We start from the raw sequence: 20,629 nt of genomic DNA, 5'->3' as shown, positions 1-20,629 counted from the left end.
CCCCGGGGCCTCCCGCACCGATCGGGACGGCCGCCGCTAGCGTGGGCGCATGCGTGTCGCCACCTGGAACGTCAACTCCGTCCGTGCCCGAGCAGGGCGGGTGGTCGACTGGCTCGTGCGCGAGGACGTCGACGTCGTCGGCCTGCAGGAGATCAAGTGCAAGCCGGAGCAGTTTCCGTACGAGGCCTTCCGCGAGGCGGGCTACGAGGTCGAGCTGCACGGCCTCAGCCAGTGGAACGGCGTCGCCTTCGCGAGCCGGCTGCCCATGGACGACGTCGAGGTGACCTTCCCCGGCCAGCCCGGGTTCCTCAAGGGCCAGGAGGGGCCCGACCAGCCGAAGGAGGCGCGCGCCATCGGCGTCACGGTGGAGGGCGTGCGGATGTGGTCGTTGTACGTCCCCAACGGGCGGGAGCTCGGCGATCCGCACTACGCCTACAAGCTCGACTGGCTCGCCGAGCTCGCCGACCGCACCCGCGGCTGGCTCGCGGAGAGCCCCGATCTGCCCCTCGCCCTGATGGGCGACTGGAACGTGGCGCCGCTCGACAGCGACGTCTGGGACGTCGCCGTCTTCGAGGGGCACACGCACGTCAGCGAGCCCGAGCGGGCCGCGTTCGCCGAGTTCGAGCGGGTCGGCCTCCGCGACGTCGTGCGGCCCCTCGTGCCGGAGGGGTACACGTACTGGGACTACAAGCAGCTCAGGTTCCCGCGCGACGAGGGGATGCGGATCGACTTCGTGATGGGCTCGCCGGCGTTCGCCGACCTCGTCACCGCCGCGGCGATCCACCGCGAGGAGCGCAAGGGCGACGCACCGAGCGACCACGTGCCCGTGGTGGTCGACCTCGAGCTCGAGACGGAGCTCGACGACGACCGGCCGATGATCTTCTGACCCGGCGCGCGGAGTTCTGACCGCCCCTCCTGCCGGGCCGGTCAGGGCAGGGTCGAGCCGGGCAGGGCCGGGCAAGAACGGGCCGGCCCGGGCAGACGGATCGGTCGACAGCTGAAATGTCACGTAGTACACTGACGCATCACGAGGAGCCTGAAGAGCGGGCGACCGAGCGTCAGGAGCCCCATGCGCCGAACCGTGCTGTTGTCACCGCCCGACGTCGGGCCGCTCGAGCGCGAGGCGCTCCGTCGGGTGGGCGAGGGCAGCTGGTTCGCGCCGCTCGGCCCCGAGGTCGACGCGTTCGAGCGCGAGCTCGCCGAGGTCGTCGACCGGGCGCACGTCGTCGCGACGTCGTCGGGCACGGCCGCCCTCCACCTGGCGCTCGTCGTCGCGGGGGTCGGCCCCGGCACCGTCGTGCCGACCTCCACCTTCACCTTCGCCGCGACCGCCAACGCGATCCACCACGCGGGCGCCCGCCCCTTCTTCGTCGACGTCGACCGCGACACGGGCAACCTCTCGCCGGCCCTGCTGGCCGACTCCCTCGACGAGCTCCGCCGCCGGGGGGTGCCCGTCTCGGCGGTGCTGCCGGTCGACATCTACGGCAGGGCCGCCGACCACCACGACGTCGCCGCCGTCGCCGCGCGCCACGGCCTCCCGGTGGTCGTCGACGCCGCGGAGTCGCTGGGGGCCCGCCACGCCGGCCGCCCCGCCGCGGCCCACGGCCTCGCCGCCGCGATCTCGTTCAACGGCAACAAGATCGTGACCACCTCGGGCGGCGGCGCCTTCACCTGCGACGACGACGAGATCGCCGGGCGGGCCCGCAGCCTCGCCGCGCAGGCCCGCCTGCCCGTCGACCACTACGAGCACGCCGAGGTGGGCTGGAACCACCGGCTGAGCAACGTGCTCGCCGCGCTGGGCCGGGCCCAGCTCAGTCGGCTGCCCGAGATGGCCGCCCGACGCCGGGCGGTGCGGCAGGCGTACCGTGAGCTCGTCCGGGCCGTGCCCGGCGTCGACCTGTTCGCGGCCGACGACGACGCCGACGACAACTGCTGGCTGACCTCGGTCGTGCTCGACCCGGCGTCGGGCCTCGCACCGGCGGAGGTCGCCCGGTCGCTCGCGGAGCAGGGCATCGAGACACGACGCCTCTGGAAGCCGCTGCACCGGCAGGGCGCCTTCCGCGACTCCGAGAGCCGCGTCTCGGGCGTCGCCGACGAGCTCTTCGCCACGGGCCTCACGCTCCCCAGCGGGTCGTCGCTCGACGACGACGACCTCGACCACGTGCTGAGCGCGCTCGCGACGGCGCTCTCACGACCGGGAGCCGGTGATCGTGGCCTCGCGTGACGCGTCCCGCGTGGGAGGCGGGCCCGCCCGCGGGGCCCGCCGTGACCGAGCCAAGCGCGTCCTCGACGTCACGGTGGCGGCCCTGGTGCTCGCGGCGACCGCTCCCCTGCTGGCCGCGGCCGCGGCGGCGGTCGCCGTCGACCTGGGTCGGCCCGTCCTCTTCCGGCAGCGTCGCGCAGGCCTCCACGGTTCCCCCTTCACCCTCGCCAAGCTCCGGACGATGAGGCAGGTCGACCCGTCACGGGGGCACGAGACCGACGCGGAGCGCCTCACCCGTCTCGGCGCCCTCCTCCGGTCGACCAGCATCGACGAGCTGCCCGGGCTGGTCGCCGTCCTGCGGGGCGACATGAGCCTCGTCGGGCCGCGCCCCCTGCCCGTCCGCTACCTCGACCGGTACTCCCCCGAGCAGGCGCGACGCCACGACGTGCGCCCCGGGGTGACCGGCCTGGCCCAGGTCGGCGGGCGGAACGCCCTCGACTGGCCAGAGCGCCTCGCGCTCGACGTCGCGTACGTCGACGGCCGGAGCACCCGCCTCGACCTGCTGATCCTCGCGCGCACGGCGGGCGTCGTCCTGGGGCGGCGCGGCACCGCGCAGCACGGCCAGGCGACCTCCGCCGAGTTCCTCCCCCCGAAGCCCCCCGCCGACGCCCACCAGGAGCCCGCATGACCTCGCCCCGCCCCGCCCCCGCCGTCCCTGACCGCCCCCGAGCGGGGCGCCCTCGTCGAGGGCTCTGCCGAGCGGGGCTCCGGCGAGCGCTGCAGCGCCTGCTCCGCGGCCCCGACGGCCCCGCCTTCGACGTCGCCCACCTGAGCAGCGTCCACCGCTGGACGGACAACCGGGTGCACATGCGCGAGGCCGCCACCGCCGCGAAGCACCACCGGACGCTCCTGGTCGCCGTCGACAGCCCCACGACCGTCCCCGAGACCGGCGTCCACGTGGTGCTGCTGCCCCGCCGTCGCCGAGCGGCGAGGGTCGTGCTCTCCACGTCGCAGGCCGCGCTCCTCGCCCTCCGCTCCGGCGCCGGGGTGGTCCACCTGCACGACCCCGAGCTGCTCGTCGTCGTCCCCGTGCTGAAGCTCGCGGGCCGCCGGGTCGTCTTCGACGCCCACGAGGTCATCAGCGAGGCGACCGCCGACAAGGACTACGTGCCCGAGGTGCTCCGCCGGGCCTTCGTCCTGCTGTCACGCCTCCTCGTCTGGTTCGCCGGCCGGGCCTGCGACCACGTGGTCGTGGCGACGGCCATCACGGCCCGCGACTACCCGGCCCACAAGACCACCGTGGTGCACAACTTCCCGCGGCTGCGCGCCCAGGAGGAGGCCCTCCGGCCGCTGGCCGACCGCTCGCCGCGCGCAGCCTTCATCGGCGTCGTGAGCGAGGCCCGCGGCTCGCGCGTGATGGCCGACGCCGCCACGAGCTCGGCCTTCCCCCCGGGGTGGCAGCTCGACGTCGCCGGCGGGCCCTACCCCGACGACGCCCTCTCGGTGTTCGACGACGCCGTGGCCGCCGGGCGGGCGACCGTCCACGGCCTGCTCTCGCCCGAGGACGCCCGCGACCTGCTGCTCGACGCCCGCGTCGGGGTGGTCGTGCTGCAGCCTGGGACGGCCTACGAGAAGGTCTTCTCGACCAAGCTCTTCGAGTACCTCGCCGCGGGGCTCCCCGTGGTGTGCTCCGACTTCCCCGTCTGGCGCGAGGTCGTCGAGCCCTACGGCTGCGTGCGCTTCGTCGACCCGACCGACCCGGACGCCGTCGCCCGGGCCCTGGCCTGGTACGCGGAGCACCCCGACGAGCTGGCCCGCCAGGGCGCCGCGGCCCGACGGGCCGCCGTCGAGGTCTTCGACTGGGCGAAGGAGGAGCCTGCCCTGCTCGGCGTCTGGGCCGCGCTCGGCGCTCCCGACCGGGCGGCCGACGACGACGACCGCACCCGCGGCACGGCACGGGCCCGGCCGGGCGGCCCGCGCCCCGGCACCGCCCGGTGAGCGGCCGAGGCGGCCGAGGCGGCCGTGCCCTCCGTGCCCGTCGTCGCTGAGGTCGCGGCGGCACGGAGCCTGACCGCCCACGCCGTCACGGTCGGCTGCTGCCTCGTCGTCTACGCCCTCACCCTCCGCCACGTCTTCGAGCACCTGATCGTGCCGACCTTCGGCTACCTCGGGTACTCCTACGTGCCGGGTCCCCCCGCGGTCTCCGTGCTCGCGGTCGCCGCCGCGGCCGCCGTTGCGGCGAGCCTCCCCCGTCGCGTCGAGCGCGCCTCCCACGCCGTGGCCTGGATCGTCTTCGGGGTCGCGGTCGTCCCGACGATGCTGACCCCGCACTACTCCGGGTACCTCGACACACGGACGGCCCTCACCCTCACGCTCGTCGTCGGCGCACTGTGGGCCGCCCTCGGCTGGACGGTGCGACGCCCGCTGCCGAGCGCCCCCCTCGTCCCTCCTCTGTCACCAGGCGCCCTGGGCGTCGTCCTCGGGGCGTTCTCCGCCGCGACGTACGGGCTGATGGCCGTGACGACGGGGCTGCGCCTCCGGGTGCCGAGCCTCGACTCCATCTACGACGTGCGCGACGAGTTCCGCGACGCCATGGCGGACGCGGGGCCGCTCGGCTACCTCCTCAGCCCGCAGTCGTACGTCGTCAACCCCTACCTCGTGGTGCGCGGGGTGGCGACGCGCAGCCCGTGGCTCGTGGCGGCGGGGGCGCTCGGGCAGATGCTGATCTTCTCGGCGACCGGGTTCAAGATGGTGCTGTTCTCCACGCCCCTCATCCTCGTCGGGGCCCTCGTGCTGCTGCGCCTCGACCGGCTCCGGGCCGCCGGGTTCGCGGTCGCCCCGGTCGCCGTGCTCGTCGGCGCGACGGCGGCCGACGCCGCGCAAGGCGGCGACACCTGGACGAGCGTCCTGTCGAGGAGGTTCCTCGTCACGCCGGGCACGCTCTCAGCCGCGTTCGTCGAGCACTACTCGACCGCGCCCCCTGCCCTGCTCGCGCACTCCGTCCTCGGGCCGTGGACGGGCGGGCGCGGTCGGCTGCCCCCGTCGCTCGAGGTGGGCGACCAGCTCCTCCCCGGCTCGGGCCTCGCCGCGAACGCCAACCTCGTCGCCGACGGCTTCTCGAACTTCGGCTGGGCCGGGGTGGTCGGGGCCGTCGCCGTCCTCGCGGTCTACCTGAGGTTCCTCGACCGGTGCTCGGCGGGCCTGCCGGTGCCCGTCACGGCGGTGCTGGTGGTCATGCCGAGCATCGTGCTGTCGCAGACCGCCCTGCTCACGTCGATGCTCACGCACGGCGTCTTCGCGGCCGCCGTGCTGCTGGCCGTCGCGCCCCGCACGGGCTGGTCGCCCCGCCACGCCAGGGGGCCCCGGTGAGCGCGCCCGCCCGTCGTGCCGTCGCCCGCCTCGGCTCCCTCGCGCGACGTCCGGTCGCTCTCCTGCTGCTCGGCACCGGGGTGGGCCAGGGGGCGGTCCTGGCCGCCTCGCCCCTGCTCACCCGGCTCTACTCCCCGGCCGACCTCGGGGTGCTCGCCCTCGTGACGAGCCTGGCCGCGATCGGCGGCGCCGTCGCCACGACCGGCTGGGACCGCGCCGTGGTGGGCGCGCGGTCGGACGCGCTCGCCCGGGCGCTGGTAGGGCTCGCCGGGCTGTCGACTCTCGTCGTGACCGTCGTCGTCGCGGTGCTGAGCGGTGCCCTCCGGCACCGGGCGGCCGAGTGGCTGCGTGCCCCCGCCCTCGTCGAGCTCTGGTGGGTGCTGCCCCTCGTCGTGGCGCTGATCGGTGCGCAGCGCACGGTGGCCGCCATGCTCACCCGCCGACGGGCGTGGCGGTCGGCGGCCGCCCGGTCGGCCGCGCAGGGCCTCGGGCAGGTGGCCACGAGCGTGCTGCTGGCACCCGCGGGAGGCGCGCTCGGGCTCGTGCTCGGGCTCGCGGCCGGGCGGGCGGCGGGCCTGCTCGGCTCCGCGAGCGGGCGGCCCCGTCGACCGTCGAGCCCGCGGCGGGGGGCCCGCAGCCGTCTGCCGAGCCGCCGCGCCGTCGCGACCGCGGCCCGGCGGTACCGTCGCTTCCCCCTCGTGTCGACCTGGTCCGGCCTGCTGAACTCGGCGGGCCTCCAGCTGCCCACGGCCGTGCTCGCGGCCGCCGCCGGGCCCGTCGCGCTCGGCTTCGTGGCGCTCGGCTCCCGGGTCGTGGCGACGCCCGTCGGCCTGCTGGCCGAGGTGCTCGGCCAGCACGTCGACGGACGCGTCGGGGCGCTCGTCAGGAGCCGCGGCCCGGGGCTCACGCGGCTGGTCGTCACGAGCGCCCTCCGGACGGGAGCGGCGGGCGTCGCCGGTGCCGGGGCGGTGGCCGCCGCCTCCCCCCTGGTCGTCGTGCCGGTGTTCGGGGCGGCCTGGGCCCCGGCCGTGCCGTACGTCCAGCTGCTCGCCGTCTCGTGCGCGGCACAGCTCGCGGTCGTGCCGGTGGGGCGGGTGCTGACGCTCCTCGAGAGGCAGGGGCGTCAGCTGTGCTGGGACGCCGGGCGGCTCGTGGCGACGCTCAGCAGCGTCAGCGTCGCGGCGACGCTCGGAGCGACCCCCGTGCAGACGGTGGCGGCGCTCGTCACGGCCGGCACGGTCTCGTACGGGGCGCTGCTGCTGCTGGTGGTGGCGGCTGCCCGCCGCCACGACCGGGCGGCGGAGGCCCGCAGCCCCGGCACCTAGGCCAGCAGCCCCGCGACGAGGACGAGCACGGGCACCGAGAGCACCGTCGTCACCAGCACCGTGTCGCGGGCCACGACCACGCCGGTCTGGTAGCGCTGGGCGTACGTGAACACGTTCTGCGCGCTCGGCAGGCCCGCGAGCACCACGGCCACGAAGAGCTCGTCGCGGCTCAGGTCGAACACGAAGTCGCCGAGCAGCCAGGCGGTGACCGGCATCACGCCGAGCTTGAGCACCGTGGCGAGGACGACGTCGGGGCGCCCCTCCCGAACCTGCAGCGGGCGCGTGCCCGAGAGCGACATGCCGAACGAGAGCAGCACCACGGGCACCGCCGCCCCGCCGACGAGCAGGAACGGCTCGAGCACCGGCGCCGGGATCTCGAGGCCCGTGACGGCCACCAGCACGCCGAGGGCGGAGCCGATCAGGAGCGGGTTGGTGAGGGGCCGCACGATCGCCCGGCCGAGGCTGCTGCCCCGGTTCGTGACGGTGTCCATGACCGCGAGGACGACCGGCGTGATCACGAGCAGCTGGTACAGCAGCACGGGGGCCACGAAGGTGGCGCTGCCCAGCACGTAGGTGGCGACCGGGAGGCCGATGTTGTTGGCGTTGACGTAGGCGCCGCCCATCGTGCCGATGGTCGTCTCCGCCGCCGTGCGGTGCAGCACGAGGCGCAGGACGAGCACCGAGATCACGGCCGCCAGCAGGGAGGCGCTGGCCGACACGACGAGGAGGCGCGAGAAGAGGACGTGGACGTCGGCCTGCGAGATGGTCGAGAAGAGCAGGCAGGGCGTCAGCACGAAGAAGACGAGGCGCGAGAGCACCTGGTGGCCGGAGGGGCCGAGCAGGTCGATGCGCCCGACCACCCAGCCGGTCGCGATCACCGCGCCGATGATCGCGAACCCGATCAGCACTCCGCCCATGCGTCCATCCTCGCGCAGACGGCGGCGGTGCGACGCCGACCGGCGCCCTGACGGCTCAGACGGCGGGGACCGCCGCGATGCGCGACACGAGGTAGCGCGCGACCTCGGCGCCCTCCTCGCCCGTGTGCCAGGTGATGCCCTCGCCCTCCTTCGCGGCGACGGAGAACTCGTCGCCGAGGTCGAGGCCCGAGCGCTCGGCGAGGGCGGCCGCGAAGACGCGGCCCTCGACCTCGAGCGAACGGACGTGGGCCGGCGAGCTGACGATGACGAGGGCACCGCGGCGCAGGCCGGGGGCCAGCACGTCGGCTGCGCGCCCGAGGTCGGAGGCGGCCTCGGCCACCCCGCCGACGCCGACGACGGCGACGTCGAACCCGTCGACGTCGCCCACGGGGACGCCGGGGTCGGCGTCGACGACGACGACCTCGGCCCCGAGCACGGCGGCCCGGTCGCCCAGGGGCCGGAGCAGGTCGGAGGAGCCGGTGAGGACGAGCTTGGGCGCGTGGGCGAAGTACATGGGGGAGGGACCTCTCGGGAGGGCGGCCGCTGGTGGGGCGGACACGGGGCGGTGGCGGGGGCCGGCGTAGAGCGGGTGCCGGCGGGGGCGGGTCGCGCCGATCTCTCGGCCGGGCCCGTGAACTTCTTCATCACTGACTCTACGTATGATATTCCGATTCCACAAGGTGCGCCGCACCTGCTCGACGAACGGATCCGACGTGCCCCGCGCCTCCTCGCTGCTCCCCTCTGCCGCCTCCCGCGCCGCCCACGGCGGGCACGACGCCTCGTCGACGGCCGACCGTCGAGCCCGGGGGCGACGACGACGCCGGCTGCCCCTGGCGGTGGGCGCCGGGCTGGCGGTCGCGGCCCTGGCCGGCTGCTCGCTGCCCGGCGGCGGGGCCGAGGCCCCGTTCGACCCCGTGCGCGTGCCGCCCGCGAGCCCGACCTGGAGCTACGGCGGCGAGACCGGGCCGGAGCGGTGGGGCTCGCTGTCGAGCGCCTGGAGCACCTGCGCGACCGGCCGGCAGCAGTCGCCGGTCGACCTCGCCGGGGCCGCTCCCGCGGCGGAGGGGGCGACCGACCCGGCCGACGACGACTCCTTCTCGCTCGCCTGGGGCCCGGTCGAGCTCGACGTCGACGACGACGGCCACGGGGTGCACCTCGAGACGGAGGGGGCGGCGACGGCCGTGCTCGACGGCCGGCCCCACGAGCTCGTGCAGCTCCACGCCCACGCGCCGTCGGAGCACGTCGTCGACGGCCGACCGGCGTCCGGCGAGGTCCACGTCGTCCACCGCGCGGCCGACGGGTCCCTCGCCGTGGTCGGACTGCTCGTGCAGGTCGGCGACCACTCCCCCGCCTGGGAGCCGGTCGTCGCCGCGGTGGTCGCCGAGGCGCCGCGGCCGCGGGCGGCCGGCCCGGCCGACGACCTCGCCTCCCTCGCCTCGGCGACCACGGAGACCGGCGCCCGCATCGACCCCCGCGGCGGCGCGCCCCGAACCGGCGACGACGACCTGGACGACCGCGACGACCCCCGCGTCGACCTGGCGACCCTGCTGCCCGCCACGCTCGACCACGTGCGCTACGACGGCAGCCTCACGACGCCGCCGTGCACGGAGGGCGTGAGCTGGGCGGTGCTCAGCACGCCCGTCACGATGAGCGCCGAGCAGCTGGCCGTGCTGGCCGGCGGGGGCGACACGGCCCGCCCCGTGCAGGAGCTCGGCGACCGCCTGCTGACCGGCACGGCGCCCGTGCTCTGACACCGCGCCTCCCGCGAGGCGGCAGGATGGACGGGTGACGCGACTCCACGACCCCGCAGCCCACACGTTCGCCTCCGACAACTACGCCGGCGCGCACCCCGAGGCGCTCCAGGCGATCGTCGACGCCGCGGGCGGGCACGTCGGCTCGTACGGGGCCGACCCGTACACGCGCCGGCTCGGCGAGGTCGTCGTCGAGCAGTTCGGCGAGGGCGCGACGATCGACCCCGTGCTGACGGGCACCGGGGCGAACGTCGCGGCGCTGCAGGCGCTCGTGCCCCGCTGGGGCGCCGTCGTCTGCGCCGCCTCTGCGCACGTCTACACCGACGAGGGCGGTGCACCCGAGCGCCTCGGCGGCCTCAAGCTGCTGACCGTGCCGACGCCGGACGGCAAGCTCACGCCCGAGCTCGTCGACCGGCAGGCCCACGGCTGGGGCGACCAGCAGCGGTCGCAGCCCCTGGCCGTCACCGTCACGCAGAGCACCGAGCTCGGCACCGTCTACACGCCCGACGAGCTGCGGGCCCTCACCGACCACGCGCACTCCCTCGGCATGCGGGTGCACCTCGACGGGGCCCGCCTCGCCAACGCCGCCGCCTCGCTCGGTCTGCCGTTGCGGGCGATCACGCGCGACGTCGGCGTCGACTCCGTCTCGCTCGGCGGCACGAAGAACGGCCTCGTGCTGGGCGAGTCGATCGTCACCTTCGCCGAGGAGTCGCGGGTCGGCCTGGCCTACCTGCGCAAGACGGACGCGCAGCTGCTCTCGAAGATGCGCTTCGTCTCGGCGCAGTTCCTCGCGATGTTCGACGGCGACCTCTGGCTGCGGTCGGCGAGCGGGGCGAACGCCCGCGCCGCCCAGCTCGCCGCCGGCCTCGCCGACGTGCCGGGCGTCACCGTGACGCAGAGCGTCGACGCCAACGCCGTCTTCGCGGTGCTGCCGGCGGCCGTCGTCGAGCCGCTGCGCGAGGCGCACCACTTCTACGACTGGGACCGCACCACCGGCGAGGTGCGGCTGATGTGCTCGTTCGACACGACCGAGGAGCACGTCGAGGCGTTCCTCGCCGACGCGCGGCGCCTGACGGCGTAGCGAGCGGCTGCACGGTCGGCACGAAATACTGGGGCGGCGCACGACGTTGTGGTGCGCGTGGCCCGACGACGCGCCTCCTCCCCCCAGCCCCTCCTCGAGAAAGCCGGCGCCATGTCGATCACCGAGTCCGCCCTGCCCACCACCGCCCGCTCCGCCGACACGAGCGTGCCGATCGTCGCCGAGCTCGACGCCCGCTGGAGCCCCCGCTCGTTCGACCCCGAGGCGACCGTCACCGACGCGCAGCTCGACGCCCTGCTCGAGGCCGCCCGCTGGGCGCCGTCGGCGAACAACTTCCAGCCCCGCCGCTTCGTCGTCGCCCGCCGCGGCAGCCACCACTTCGACACGATCGTGCACGCGCTCGTCGGCTTCAACGCCGCCTGGGCCGTCAACGCGTCGGCCCTGATCATCGGCATCGCCGAGACCTCGACCGTCGAGGGCGACCTGCGCGCGTACGCCGAGTACGACCTGGGCGCCGCCGTCGCGCACCTCGTCGTCCAGGCTCAGGCCGAGGGCCTGCACACCCACCAGATGGCCGGCGTCGAGTGGGACCAGATCGTCGCCGCGTTCGACCTGGCCGAGAACCTCAAGCCGATGACCATCACCGCCGTCGGCGTCGTCGACACGGCCGACAAGCTGGCCGACGCCCTCGCCGAGCGCGAGACCGCGCCCCGCACGCGCCTGCCGCTCAGCGAGCTGGTCATCGCCCGCAGCTAGCGCTCCGGTCGCGGTCGCGCGGTCACGGTCGCTCGGTCACGGTCTGCTCCCCGCCACGGCGGGAGCAGCAGGTCGTGACCACGCGCCGCCGTCGGCGGGGGTCAGCCCACCGTGACCCGGAGGCCGCCCTCAGCCCGGGGCTCGACCGCCAGCGCCCAGCCGTGCGCCGCCGCGACCGACGCCACGATCGCGAGCCCCAGGCCGCTGTGCCGCTCGTCGCCCCGGCCCGTGGCCTGGCCGCCGCCGCCGGCCCCGCCAGCGACCCGGGCCGGCCCCGCGCCGCGCACGAAGGCGCGCGTGAGCGTCGCCGCCTCCGCCTCGCCCACCACCGGCCCGGTGTTCTCGACGACGAGCACGGCCCCCGGCCCGCCGTGCACGCGCACCCAGCCGTCGGGTTCGTTGTACTCGACCGCGTTGGCGACCAGGTTGCGCACGAGCTGCCCGACGAGCACCTCGTCGCCCCGCACGCGGCCTAAGCTGCCCTTCGCGACGATCACCTCCACCGAGGAGGCGCGGGCCCGGTCGAGCAGACCGGTCACCACCTCGTCGACCACGTCGCCCACCGCGACCTCGCGCCCGGCGTCGGCGAGCCCCCGGTCGGCCGTCGCGAGCGCGAGCAGGCTCTCGAGCAGCGCCTCGCTGCGGCGGTTCGCGTCGAGCAGCTGCCGCTTCGTCCGCTCGAGCTCGTCGGGCGTCGGGTCGTCCAGGCCGATCTGGATCGCGGCCCGCTGCACGGCGAGGGGCGTGCGCAGCTCGTGCGAGGCGTCGGCCACGAAGCGTCTCTGGGCCTCGAACGACGCCTCGAGACGGTCGAGCAGGCCGTCGATGGTGTCGGCGACCCGGGCGACCTCGTCGCGCGGGCCCGCGAGCGCCACCCGCTCGTGCAGCGTGCTCGCCGTGATGCGCCGGGTCGTCTCGACGACCGCGTCGAGCGGCCGGAGCAGGCGGCGGCTGACGAACCAGCCGACGACCCCGGCCACCACGGCGGCGAGCAGCACGCCGAGCACCGCCGCCGACCACTGCTGCGCGACCACGACGTCGCCGACGGCCGCGGCCACCGGCACGCCGTCCGCCCCCTCGACCGCGCGGGTCGAGGCGCACCGGCCGTCGTCGCAGGCGGCACCGTCGGGTGCGAGGGGCGTCGCGGGCGACGCCGCGGACTCCGCCACCGCGACGAGGCCGACCGTGATGCCGGCCGTGGTCGTCGCCGACACCAGCACCACGACGAGGGCGGCGAGCAGCGCCGACACCACGCCGAACGTGACGGCGGTGCGCAGGCCGATGCCCCAGCGACGGGGAGCGAGGGCGGCGAGCCGACCCGCGACTCCTGACCGGCCCGTCACAGGACGTAGCCCCGGCCGGGCAGCGTGCGGACGGGGTCGGGGTCGCCGAGCTTCTTCCGCAGCTTGCTCATCGTGACGCGGACGGCGTTGGTGAAGGGGTCGACGTGGGCGTCCCACGCCTTCTCGAGCAGCTCCTCCGCGCTGACGACGCGGCCGTCGGCGCGGAGCAGCACCTCGAGCACCATGAGCTCCTTCGTCGAGAGGCCGAGGTCGAGGCCGCCCCGGGTCGCGTGGTGCCGCGACGTGTCGAGCACGATGTCGCCCGACCGGAGCACGGGCGGCGCGGCCGGAGCGGAGCGGCGCCCGAGCGCACGCACCCGGGCGACGAGCTCGGGGTACTCGAAGGGCTTCGCGAGGTAGTCGTCGGCGCCGAGCTCGAGCCCGCGCACGCGGTCGTCGAGGCCGCCGGCGGCGGTGAGCATGAGGATGCGCGTGGGGCTGCCTCGCTCGGCCACGGCCCGCGCGACGGCGTCGCCGTGCAGGCCCGGCAGGTCGCGGTCGAGCACGACGACGTCGTAGTCGTTGACGGCGAGCAGCTCGTCGGCGTCGTCGCCGCGGTAGGCCACGTCGACCGCCATCATCTGACGGGCGAGGCCCGCTGCCACGAGGTCGGCCAGGGCCACCTCGTCGTCGACGACCAGCACGCGCACGGCACGACCTCTTCCCCTCGGCGGAGCCGCCCCGGCCCGCGTCGGGCAGATCGTGACGACATTTCACATCCATCGTACACAGGTGGTGTTTCGCGGGCGTAACTCCGGGCGGCACGCTCCGGAGACGGCCCGTCAGGTGGAGTGGTCACCGTTCGTTCACCCCCGACGAGAGGACCTCGCCATGCCCACCTCCCCCACCACCTCGACCACGACGACGGCTGCCCGCCGGTCGACGGCGACCGCGACGACCCGACGCGACGGCGGCGGCCGGCGACGCCGCGCCTCCTCGGCGACCCTCCTCGGAGCGGCCCTGCTGCTGGTCGCCCCCGTGCTCGCGGCGTGCAGCACGGCGGCCGACGACCCGACGACCGGCGCCTCGTCCGGGGCGCAGGGCAGCACGAGCAGCGCCAGCGCCCAGCTCGGGTCGTGCCTCCGCGACGCGGGCTTCGACGTCGACGACCCCGACCTCAGCCGCGGCGTCGTGGTCGCGCCGCCGCGCGGCGTGGACGTCGACGAGTACGTCTCCGCCTTCGAGGCGTGCCGCGCCGAGCTGCCCGCCGACCAGGGCGGCGGCCCCGGCCCGTCGGAGGAGGACCTCGCCGCGCTGCAGGAGGCCAACCTCGAGGTCGCCCGCTGCGTGCGGGAGAAGGGCTTCACCGACTTCGCCGACCCGGTCGACGGGGTCTTCCCGTCGGGAGCCTCGATGAGCACCGACACCACGGCCCCCGGCGCCCAGGACGAGGCCTTCCTCGCCTGCGACGCCGAGCACGGCCCCAACAGCGCCGGGGCCGGCCGATGACCGGGGGGAGTCGCGGGGCCGGGCACCCGGGGCGCGCCGGCCGAGGCCGGGTCGGCGGCGCGGGCACGCGACGCCCTCCCCTCGCCGCGACGACGCTCGTGGCCGGGGCGGTCGCCGGGGCCCTCCTGCTCAGCGGGTGCGGGCTCACGGGCACCGCCGACGGCGCCGAGGGCGACGCGGCGGGCAGCAGCGCCTCCCGGGCCGCCGACCTGCCCACCGCGCCCGTCGTGCGTGGAGACCTCGTGGACTCCCGCACGATCGCCGGCACGCTGGGGCACGGCTCGCCGACGCCCCTCGTCGCGCCGGGCGAGGGGACGATCACTGAGCTGCCCTCGTACGGCGAGGTGATCGGGCTCGACGGCGTGCTCTGGGCGGTCGACGAGTCGCCCGTGCGGTCGATGCACGGCACCGTGCCGCTCTGGCGCACGCTCGAGCAGGGCACGGAGGGCGCCGACGTGGCACAGCTCAACGACGCCCTGCTCGCGCTCGGCTACGACGTCGCCGACGACGACGTGTTCGGGCGGCGCACGGCCCGTGCCGTGCGCGCCTGGCAGGAAGACCGCGACCGCGAGGTCACCGGCACCCTCGGGGCGGCGGACGTCGCGTTCGTGCCGGGCGACGTCCGGGTCGCCGAGGTCGTCGGCCGCGTCGGCGACCCGGCCGGCGAGGTCGTCTGGAGCTGGACCTCCACGACCCTCGTCGTCACGGCCGAGGTCTCGCCGGTCGACGAGGGCCGCTTCGGCGTCGGCGCGCCCGTCGAGGTGGGGCTGCCGGGCGGCGAGCGCGTGCCCGGCACCGTGCGCTCGGTGGAGGGGCCGGGCGGAGGCGCGGGCTCCGGCGGCGGGGCCGGCGGCGGCTCCGGGGCCGGCGGGTCGGGTGCCGGCTCAGGGACGGGCTCGGGGACGGGCTCGGGCGCCGACCGCGCGACCGTCGTCGTCGGGCTCGACGCCGAGCTGCCCGAGGGGACCGCGACCGCGGGCTCGGTCGACCTCGTGGTCGAGGGCGAGCGGCGGGTCGACGTGCTCTCGGTGCCCGTGACCGCGCTGCTGGCGGCGGGCGACGGGGGCTACGTGGTCGAGGTGCGGGCGGCCGACGGCTCGGTCGAGCGCGTCGCCGTGACCGTGGGCTCCTTCGCCCAGGGGCGCGTCGAGGTCTCGGGCGAGGGGCTCGCCGAGGGCGACGAGGTCGTGGTGCCCTCGTGAGCGGGCCGACCGTGAGCGGGGCGGCCGTGAGCGCGCCGACCGAGAGCGGGGCGCCCGTGCTCGAGCTGCGCGCCGTGACGCGCACCTACGGCGACACGACCGCGCTCGGCGGGGTCGACCTCGTCGTGCGGCGCGGCGAGCTCGTCGCCGTGGTCGGCCCGAGCGGCTCGGGCAAGTCGACGATGCTCAACGTGATGGGCACGCTCGACCGGCCGAGCTCCGGCTCGGTGCGGATCGCCGGCCACGAGGTGTCCGAGATGACCGACGACGCCGTGTCGCGCCTCCGGGCCGAGCACGTGGGCTTCGTCTTCCAGCACTTCCACCTCGCGGCCGGGGCCACGGCGACCGAGAACGTCGCCGACGGCCTCCTCTACGCGGGGGCGCCGCGTCGACATCGCCGCGAGCGAGCGCGGGAGGCCCTGGCCCGCGTCGGGCTTGGGCACCGCCTCGACCACCGGCCGCACGAGCTCTCGGGCGGCGAGAAGCAGCGCGTGGCCATCGCCCGCGCGGTCGTCGGCGACCCGACGCTGCTGCTGGCCGACGAGCCGACCGGGGCGCTCGACTCCGTCTCGGGCGCCGCGGTCGTCACGCTGCTCCGCGAGCTCAACGCGGCGGGGACGACCGTGGTCGTCATCACCCACGACCGCGAGCTGGCGGCGGCGCTGCCGCGCCGGGTCGCGATGCGCGACGGCCTCGTGGACGCCGGGGTCGCCTCGTGAGGGGGACGGCGGCCCCGGGAGCGGGGCCGGAGCGCGACTCCCGCACGGCTCCTGGTCCGCGACCGGGCCGCAGCGCGCGCCCGGCCCGCACCGACCGCACGGCCCGCGCCCGGCCGGGGCACGTCTCGGCCCGCGACCTGCTGGGCCTCGGCGTCTTCGGGCTGCGCACCCGGCCCACGCGGGTCGTGCTGTCGGCCCTCGGCATCGCGATCGGCATCGCCGCGATGATCGCCGTGGTCGGCATCTCGTCGTCGAGCCAGGCCGCCCTCGACCGGGTGCTCGACGGCCTCGGCACGAACCTGCTCGTGGCCGCTCCGGGCACGGACGCCCGCGGCGAGACGGCTCCGCTGCCCGAGACGGCGCTCTCGGCGCTCGACCGACGGAGCGACGTCGAGGGCGTCGCCGGCGTCGGGCGCGTCGACGACCAGAAGGTGTACCGGACCGACCGGGTGCCGGCCGCCGCCTCCGGCGGGATCTCGCTCGACGTCGCCCTGGGCGACCTCCGCGGGGTGCTGCGCGCCGACCTCGCGTCGGGCCGGTGGTCCAGCGACGCGGCGGGCGAGCTGCCCCAGGTCGTGCTCGGCGCCACCGCCGCCGCGACCCTCGGGGTGACCGACGTCTCGCCCGAGACGCGGGTCTGGATCGGCGGCCGCTGGGTCGCCGTCGTCGGCGTGCTCGACCCGCTGCCGCTCGCGCCGCAGCTGGACGCGTCGGCCTTCGTGCCGAGCAGCACGGCCGCGGCGGAGTTCGGCTTCGACGGGCACCCGACGCAGGTGTTCGCCCGCGCCGACCCCGCCCGCGTCGGTGCGGTGCGCGACCTGCTCGCCGCGTCCATCTCGCCGGAGGACCCGGCGTCGGTCGACGTGGGCCGCCCCTCCGACGCCCTCGCGGCGCAGCAGGCGACGGAGGAGTCGTTCACCGGCCTGCTGCTCGGCATCGGCGGCGTCGCTCTGCTCGTCGGCGGCATCGGGGTCGCCAACACGATGGTCATCACCGTGCTCGAGCGCCGCGCCGAGATCGGCGTGCGACGCGCCCTGGGGGCCCGGCGGCGGCACGTGCGCGACCAGTTCCTGGTCGAGTCGCTGCTGCTGTCGGGCCTGGGAGGCGCGGTCGGCGTCGCCCTCGGGGTCGCCGTCACGGCCGGGTTCGGCCTCGTGCAGGGCTGGCCGGTCGTCGTGCCGGCCTGGGCCGTGGTCGGCGGGCTCGTCGCGACCGTCGTCATCGGGGGCGTCAGCGGCTGGTGGCCCGCGTCGCGCGCGGCGCGGATCCCGCCGACGTCGGCGCTCGCCGCTGCCTGACGCGATGACCGTCAGGGGAATGTCACATATGACGTGTACCCTCACGGGGCGGGTCGCCCCGGCGGCGACCCGCCCCGCCCAGAACGACCACAGACCGGAGGCCCCCATGCCCGTCAAGACCCTTCCCGCCGCCCTCGCCACCGCCGCCGCCCTCCTGCTGGCCGTCACGGCGTGCACCACGACGAACGCGTCGACCGACGACCCCAGCGGCGCGGCCGCGACGCCCGAGTCGTCGCCCACCGCCGTCGGCCAGCCCGACAACGAGTGCGTCGACGGCATCGCCTACATGCAGTTCACGGAAGAGACCACCGAGCTGAGCCTGCCCGAGGGCTGCGGCACGGTGTTCGTGCTCGGCGACGGCGGCACCGCCGACCTCGGCCCCGTCGGCGACCTCGGGGTGATGGGCGACGGCTCGACGATCCGCGTCGAGAGCGTCGGGCGCCTCGACCTGACCGGGAACGACAACACGATCGAGCACGGCGGCGAGGCCCCGGAGATCCTCGGCGAGGAGGCGGAGAACGGCACGGGCAACTCGGTCGTCGCCCGGTAGCGCACCACGGGCGTTCTGCTCACAGGCGTTGTCAGAACGGTCCGTATCAATGTTACATTTCGTGTCGTCGCTCCCGCCCGGGAGCGCGAGACGAGAGGCACCACGGCATGAGCACGACCTTCCGACGCGCCGTCACGGCGACGGTCGCGGCCCTCACGGTGGCGGCCGGAGCGCTCGTCGCTCCGGCCTCCGCCCAGGCCGCCGCGACCGAGCCCGCGGCGGCCGACCCGACCCTGTCCATCACGATCGCCGAGCTGACGCGCATCGACCTCGGGCGACCGCGCGTCCCCGTCCAGCAGCCGACGCCGGTCGAGGTCGGCGTCCGCTTCGGCCACGCGGGCGGCGGCGACGCGGCCGGCACCCTGACCTTCACTGCGCCGGCGGGCACGACCTTCGCGCCCGACCAGGCCCGGCTGCCGGCCCAGCAGCGCCTCGAGGGCCGAGCGGGCTGGGAGCCCGTCCCCACCGGGTGGGACCTCGTCGAGGGGGCTCGCTCGGCCGACGGCCGGAGCTACGCCTACCGCTTCCCGGGCGACGCGGGCTCGATCCCCGTCGGGCTCGCGCTCAAGTGGGCGCCGGTGCTCGTGGCCGAGGGCTCGGCGCTGGGCGACCGCGAGATCGGCTTCTCCTTCCGCAGCACGGGCGTGAGCTACGCGTACGCGCTCGACGCCGCCGCCCCGATCACCGTCGTCGACGACGGGCCCGACTTCGGCACGGTCACCCCCGTCACCGTGGCGAGCACCGACCTCGTCCGGGGCCGGAGCACCGACGTGTCGTTCGTCGTCGCCAGCTCCGAGCCGCGCACCGGCTACGAGGTGAGCGTGCGCCTCACGGCCCCGGCGGGCACGACGTTCCCCGTCGACGCGACGGTCGAGACGACCTGGCGGCCGGGCCGCTCGGGCGACTGGCGGCCGGCTCCGCAGATGAGCCTGCAGGCCGTGGCGATCAGCGACGCGGGCCGCACGCTCGTCGGCACCCGCGCCTCCGGCTCGCACGGGGGCGGCGAGCAGTACCGGTACACCGTCCCGGTGGCGACGCCCGTCGACGCCGCCGGCGGCGCCGACCTCGCGCTCGGCTACCGCTACCGGGGCACCTCGGGCCAGGGGGCGTTCCAGGCGACCGGCACGGCACCGGTGCGCGTCGTCGACGACGCCTCCTCGGCGCCGATCACGCTCACCACGCCCGACGCCGCGGGCATCGCGGTGGGCTACGAGCTCGGTCGCCCCTTCACCTTCCGGGGCACCGGGCGACCCGGCGCCCCGGTGACCGTCGAGAACAGCAAGGGCCTGCGCCTCGGCACCGCCGAGGTCGGACCGGACGGCACCTGGGCGTGGACGCGCACGCTCATGGGCAGCTACGTCTGGAGCATCGTCTTCTACCAGGACCTCGGCGAGCCCCGGCAGTCGGAGTGGCGACTGACGGGCTTCGGCCCGGCGGCGCCGGCCCCCGCGCCCGTCGTGCCCGTCGTCGTGACGCAGCCCGCCGACCCCCGGGTCGGGTACGTCGTCGGGGCGCCCTACACGTTCACGGGCACGAGCCGACCACGGGCGACGGTCGAGGTGCGGAACCTCCGGGGGCTGCGGCTCGGCAGCGTGCAGGCGACGGCGGGCGGCACCTGGAGCTGGACCCGCACGAACATGGGCACGACCGTCTGGGCGCTCCGGTTCGTCGCCGATGCGGGGCTGGCCGCCGAGCAGTCGGCCGAGGTGCGCGACTTCGGGCCGCAGACGGGCACGATCCGGGTGACGAACCCCACCACGACGGAGCTCGTGCGGGGCTACGAGCCCGCGATGCCCTACACGTTCCGGGGCACGGCCACGCCGCAGTCGGTCGTGACGGTGCGGAACCGCAGGGGGCTGAAGCTCGGCGAGGCGACGACGACGGCCGCGGGCACCTGGGCCTGGACACGGACGAACATGGGCTACACGGTCTGGTACCTCGACTTCGTCCGCGACGAGGGCAGGCCAGGCTCGGAGACCGCCTCGGTCGAGGCGTTCGCGCCGCGCAGCTGAGCCGGGCCGGGAGGGCCGGGCGGGGCAGGGTCGGGCGGGGCAGGCAGACTGGGGGCATGCGCACCTGGGTCAAGATCTGCGGTCTCTCCACCCCCGAGACGGTCGACGCCGCCGTCGAGGCGGGGGCCGACGCGGTCGGCTTCGTACTGGCCGAGGGCAGCCCCCGCACCGTCGACGCCGCGACCGTCCGCGAGCTGGCGGCCCGCGTGCCGGAGCACGTCGAGGCGGTCGGGGTGTTCCGGGGCCAGGGCGTCGAGCGGGTGATCGAGCTGGCCCGCGCCTCCGGCCTCTCCACGGTGCAGCTGCACGGCGACGAGTCGCCGGCCGACGTCGCGGCCGCGCACGCTGCGGGGCTGCGGGTGGTGCGGGCGGTCGACGTCGCGACCTACGCGGCCGAGCCCGAGGAGGCGCGGGTCGCCTTCCGCGAAGACCTGCTGCTGATCGACGCGGTCACCCCCGGTGCCGGCGCCGTCTTCGACGGTCGGCCGCTGCTCGACGCCCCGCCCCACCGCGAGTGGCTGCTCGCCGGAGGGCTCGACCCCGAGAACGTCGCGGCCCGCGTCGCGAAGCTGCGGCCCGCCGGGGTCGACGTCAGCTCGGGGGTGGAGTCGTCGCGCGGGGTGAAGAGCGTCGCGCTGATCCGCGAGTTCGTGGCGGCGGCACGCTCCGGCGACCCCGCGTAGCGGGCCGTCGGCG

Annotated in this window: 20 protein-coding genes; 16 read left to right on the top strand and 4 right to left on the bottom strand. The window is 76.2% G+C overall.

The features are described 5' to 3' along the window. The first annotated feature begins 49 nt into the window (after positions 1-49). The 6 genes from JOE43_RS04540 (at position 50) to JOE43_RS04515 (ending at position 6,897) form a co-directional block, all read left to right on the top strand. Positions 50-886 carry an exodeoxyribonuclease III gene (locus tag JOE43_RS04540; protein WP_209515103.1) on the top strand — a complete coding sequence of 279 codons (837 nt, stop codon included), beginning with the start codon at positions 50-52 and terminating at the stop codon, positions 884-886. 183 nt (positions 887-1,069) lie between these two features. Beyond that, a complete protein-coding gene (locus JOE43_RS04535) occupies positions 1,070-2,224 on the top strand; it encodes an aminotransferase class I/II-fold pyridoxal phosphate-dependent enzyme (protein ID WP_209515101.1) in 1,155 nt (384 codons plus the stop codon). After that, positions 2,211-2,891, top strand: a complete 681-nt coding sequence (locus tag JOE43_RS04530) for a sugar transferase (protein WP_307803241.1) — start codon at positions 2,211-2,213, stop codon at positions 2,889-2,891. The genes JOE43_RS04535 and JOE43_RS04530 overlap by 14 nt, the downstream gene beginning before the upstream one ends. Then, positions 2,888-4,201, top strand: a complete 1,314-nt coding sequence (locus tag JOE43_RS04525) for a glycosyltransferase (RefSeq protein ID WP_209515099.1) — start codon at positions 2,888-2,890, stop codon at positions 4,199-4,201. Before JOE43_RS04530 ends, JOE43_RS04525 begins: the two co-directional genes overlap by 4 nt. A 24-nt stretch (positions 4,202-4,225) precedes the next feature. Next, the gene (locus JOE43_RS04520) at positions 4,226-5,572 is read left to right on the top strand and encodes a hypothetical protein (RefSeq protein WP_209515097.1); all 1,347 of its coding nucleotides are present in this window, start codon (positions 4,226-4,228) and stop codon (positions 5,570-5,572) included. Beyond that, positions 5,569-6,897, top strand: a complete 1,329-nt coding sequence (locus JOE43_RS04515; protein WP_209515096.1) for a lipopolysaccharide biosynthesis protein — start codon at positions 5,569-5,571, stop codon at positions 6,895-6,897. The genes JOE43_RS04520 and JOE43_RS04515 overlap by 4 nt, the downstream gene beginning before the upstream one ends. Here JOE43_RS04515 and JOE43_RS04510 read toward each other — a convergent pair. Together JOE43_RS04510 and JOE43_RS04505 are read right to left on the bottom strand one after the other, a co-directional pair. Next, the gene (locus tag JOE43_RS04510; protein ID WP_209515094.1) at positions 6,894-7,814 is read right to left on the bottom strand and encodes an AEC family transporter; all 921 of its coding nucleotides are present in this window, start codon (positions 7,812-7,814) and stop codon (positions 6,894-6,896) included. The genes JOE43_RS04515 and JOE43_RS04510 overlap by 4 nt on opposite strands. 55 nt (positions 7,815-7,869) lie before the next feature. After that, positions 7,870-8,328, bottom strand: a complete 459-nt coding sequence (locus tag JOE43_RS04505; RefSeq protein ID WP_209515092.1) for a hypothetical protein — start codon at positions 8,326-8,328, stop codon at positions 7,870-7,872. A gap of 145 nt (positions 8,329-8,473) precedes the next feature. Here JOE43_RS04505 and JOE43_RS04500 point away from each other — a divergent pair, with 145 nt between their 5' ends. From JOE43_RS04500 to JOE43_RS04490, 3 genes are all read left to right on the top strand, one after another. Continuing rightward, entirely contained in the window at positions 8,474-9,565 is a 1,092-nt protein-coding gene (locus tag JOE43_RS04500) for a carbonic anhydrase (protein ID WP_209515090.1), read from the top strand. Positions 9,566-9,599: 34 nt separating this feature from the next. After that, complete coding sequence (locus JOE43_RS04495) at positions 9,600-10,646, top strand: low specificity L-threonine aldolase (RefSeq protein ID WP_209515088.1); 1,047 nt, start codon at positions 9,600-9,602, stop codon at positions 10,644-10,646. 111 nt (positions 10,647-10,757) lie between these two features. Further along, a complete protein-coding gene (locus JOE43_RS04490) occupies positions 10,758-11,360 on the top strand; it encodes a nitroreductase family protein (protein WP_209515086.1) in 603 nt (200 codons plus the stop codon). 101 nt (positions 11,361-11,461) lie between these two features. Here JOE43_RS04490 and JOE43_RS04485 read toward each other — a convergent pair whose 3' ends face one another. Together JOE43_RS04485 and JOE43_RS04480 are read right to left on the bottom strand one after the other, a co-directional pair. Next, on the bottom strand, positions 11,462-12,703 hold the full coding sequence (locus tag JOE43_RS04485) for a HAMP domain-containing sensor histidine kinase (RefSeq protein ID WP_209515084.1): 1,242 nt from the start codon (positions 12,701-12,703) through the stop codon (positions 11,462-11,464). Continuing rightward, positions 12,700-13,353 (bottom strand): response regulator transcription factor, encoded by a 654-nt coding sequence (locus tag JOE43_RS04480; RefSeq protein ID WP_209515082.1) that lies wholly within the window; start codon positions 13,351-13,353, stop codon positions 12,700-12,702. Before JOE43_RS04480 ends, JOE43_RS04485 begins: the two co-directional genes overlap by 4 nt. Before the next feature lie 181 nt (positions 13,354-13,534). Between JOE43_RS04480 and JOE43_RS04475 the strand changes: the two genes are divergently transcribed. From JOE43_RS04475 to JOE43_RS04445, 7 genes are all read left to right on the top strand, one after another. After that, the gene (locus JOE43_RS04475; RefSeq protein WP_209515080.1) at positions 13,535-14,152 is read left to right on the top strand and encodes a hypothetical protein; all 618 of its coding nucleotides are present in this window, start codon (positions 13,535-13,537) and stop codon (positions 14,150-14,152) included. Positions 14,153-14,250: 98 nt separating this feature from the next. After that, positions 14,251-15,354 carry a peptidoglycan-binding protein gene (locus JOE43_RS04470; protein WP_209515079.1) on the top strand — a complete coding sequence of 368 codons (1,104 nt, stop codon included), beginning with the start codon at positions 14,251-14,253 and terminating at the stop codon, positions 15,352-15,354. 26 nt (positions 15,355-15,380) lie between these two features. Continuing rightward, positions 15,381-16,073 carry an ABC transporter ATP-binding protein gene (locus JOE43_RS04465; protein ID WP_209515077.1) on the top strand — a complete coding sequence of 231 codons (693 nt, stop codon included), beginning with the start codon at positions 15,381-15,383 and terminating at the stop codon, positions 16,071-16,073. After that, the gene (locus tag JOE43_RS04460; RefSeq protein WP_307803240.1) at positions 16,070-17,371 is read left to right on the top strand and encodes an ABC transporter permease; all 1,302 of its coding nucleotides are present in this window, start codon (positions 16,070-16,072) and stop codon (positions 17,369-17,371) included. The genes JOE43_RS04465 and JOE43_RS04460 overlap by 4 nt, the downstream gene beginning before the upstream one ends. A gap of 106 nt (positions 17,372-17,477) precedes the next feature. Continuing rightward, positions 17,478-17,921: a DUF3060 domain-containing protein gene (locus JOE43_RS04455; RefSeq protein WP_209515075.1), complete on the top strand. Its 444-nt coding sequence runs from the start codon at positions 17,478-17,480 to the stop codon at positions 17,919-17,921. Positions 17,922-18,028: 107 nt separating this feature from the next. Continuing rightward, positions 18,029-19,933, top strand: a complete 1,905-nt coding sequence (locus JOE43_RS04450) for a hypothetical protein (protein WP_209515073.1) — start codon at positions 18,029-18,031, stop codon at positions 19,931-19,933. Positions 19,934-19,989: 56 nt separating this feature from the next. After that, positions 19,990-20,616, top strand: coding sequence for a phosphoribosylanthranilate isomerase (locus tag JOE43_RS04445; RefSeq protein WP_209515072.1), 627 nt, complete (start codon positions 19,990-19,992; stop codon positions 20,614-20,616). Positions 20,617-20,629: the final 13 nt, after the last annotated feature.

It is taken from the genome of Frigoribacterium sp. PvP121 (assembly GCF_017833115.1).
GTDB lineage: Bacteria > Actinomycetota > Actinomycetes > Actinomycetales > Microbacteriaceae > Frigoribacterium > Frigoribacterium endophyticum.
The sequence above is the reverse complement of the archived record's forward strand: the minus strand, read 5'-3'. Positions and strand labels throughout refer to the sequence as shown.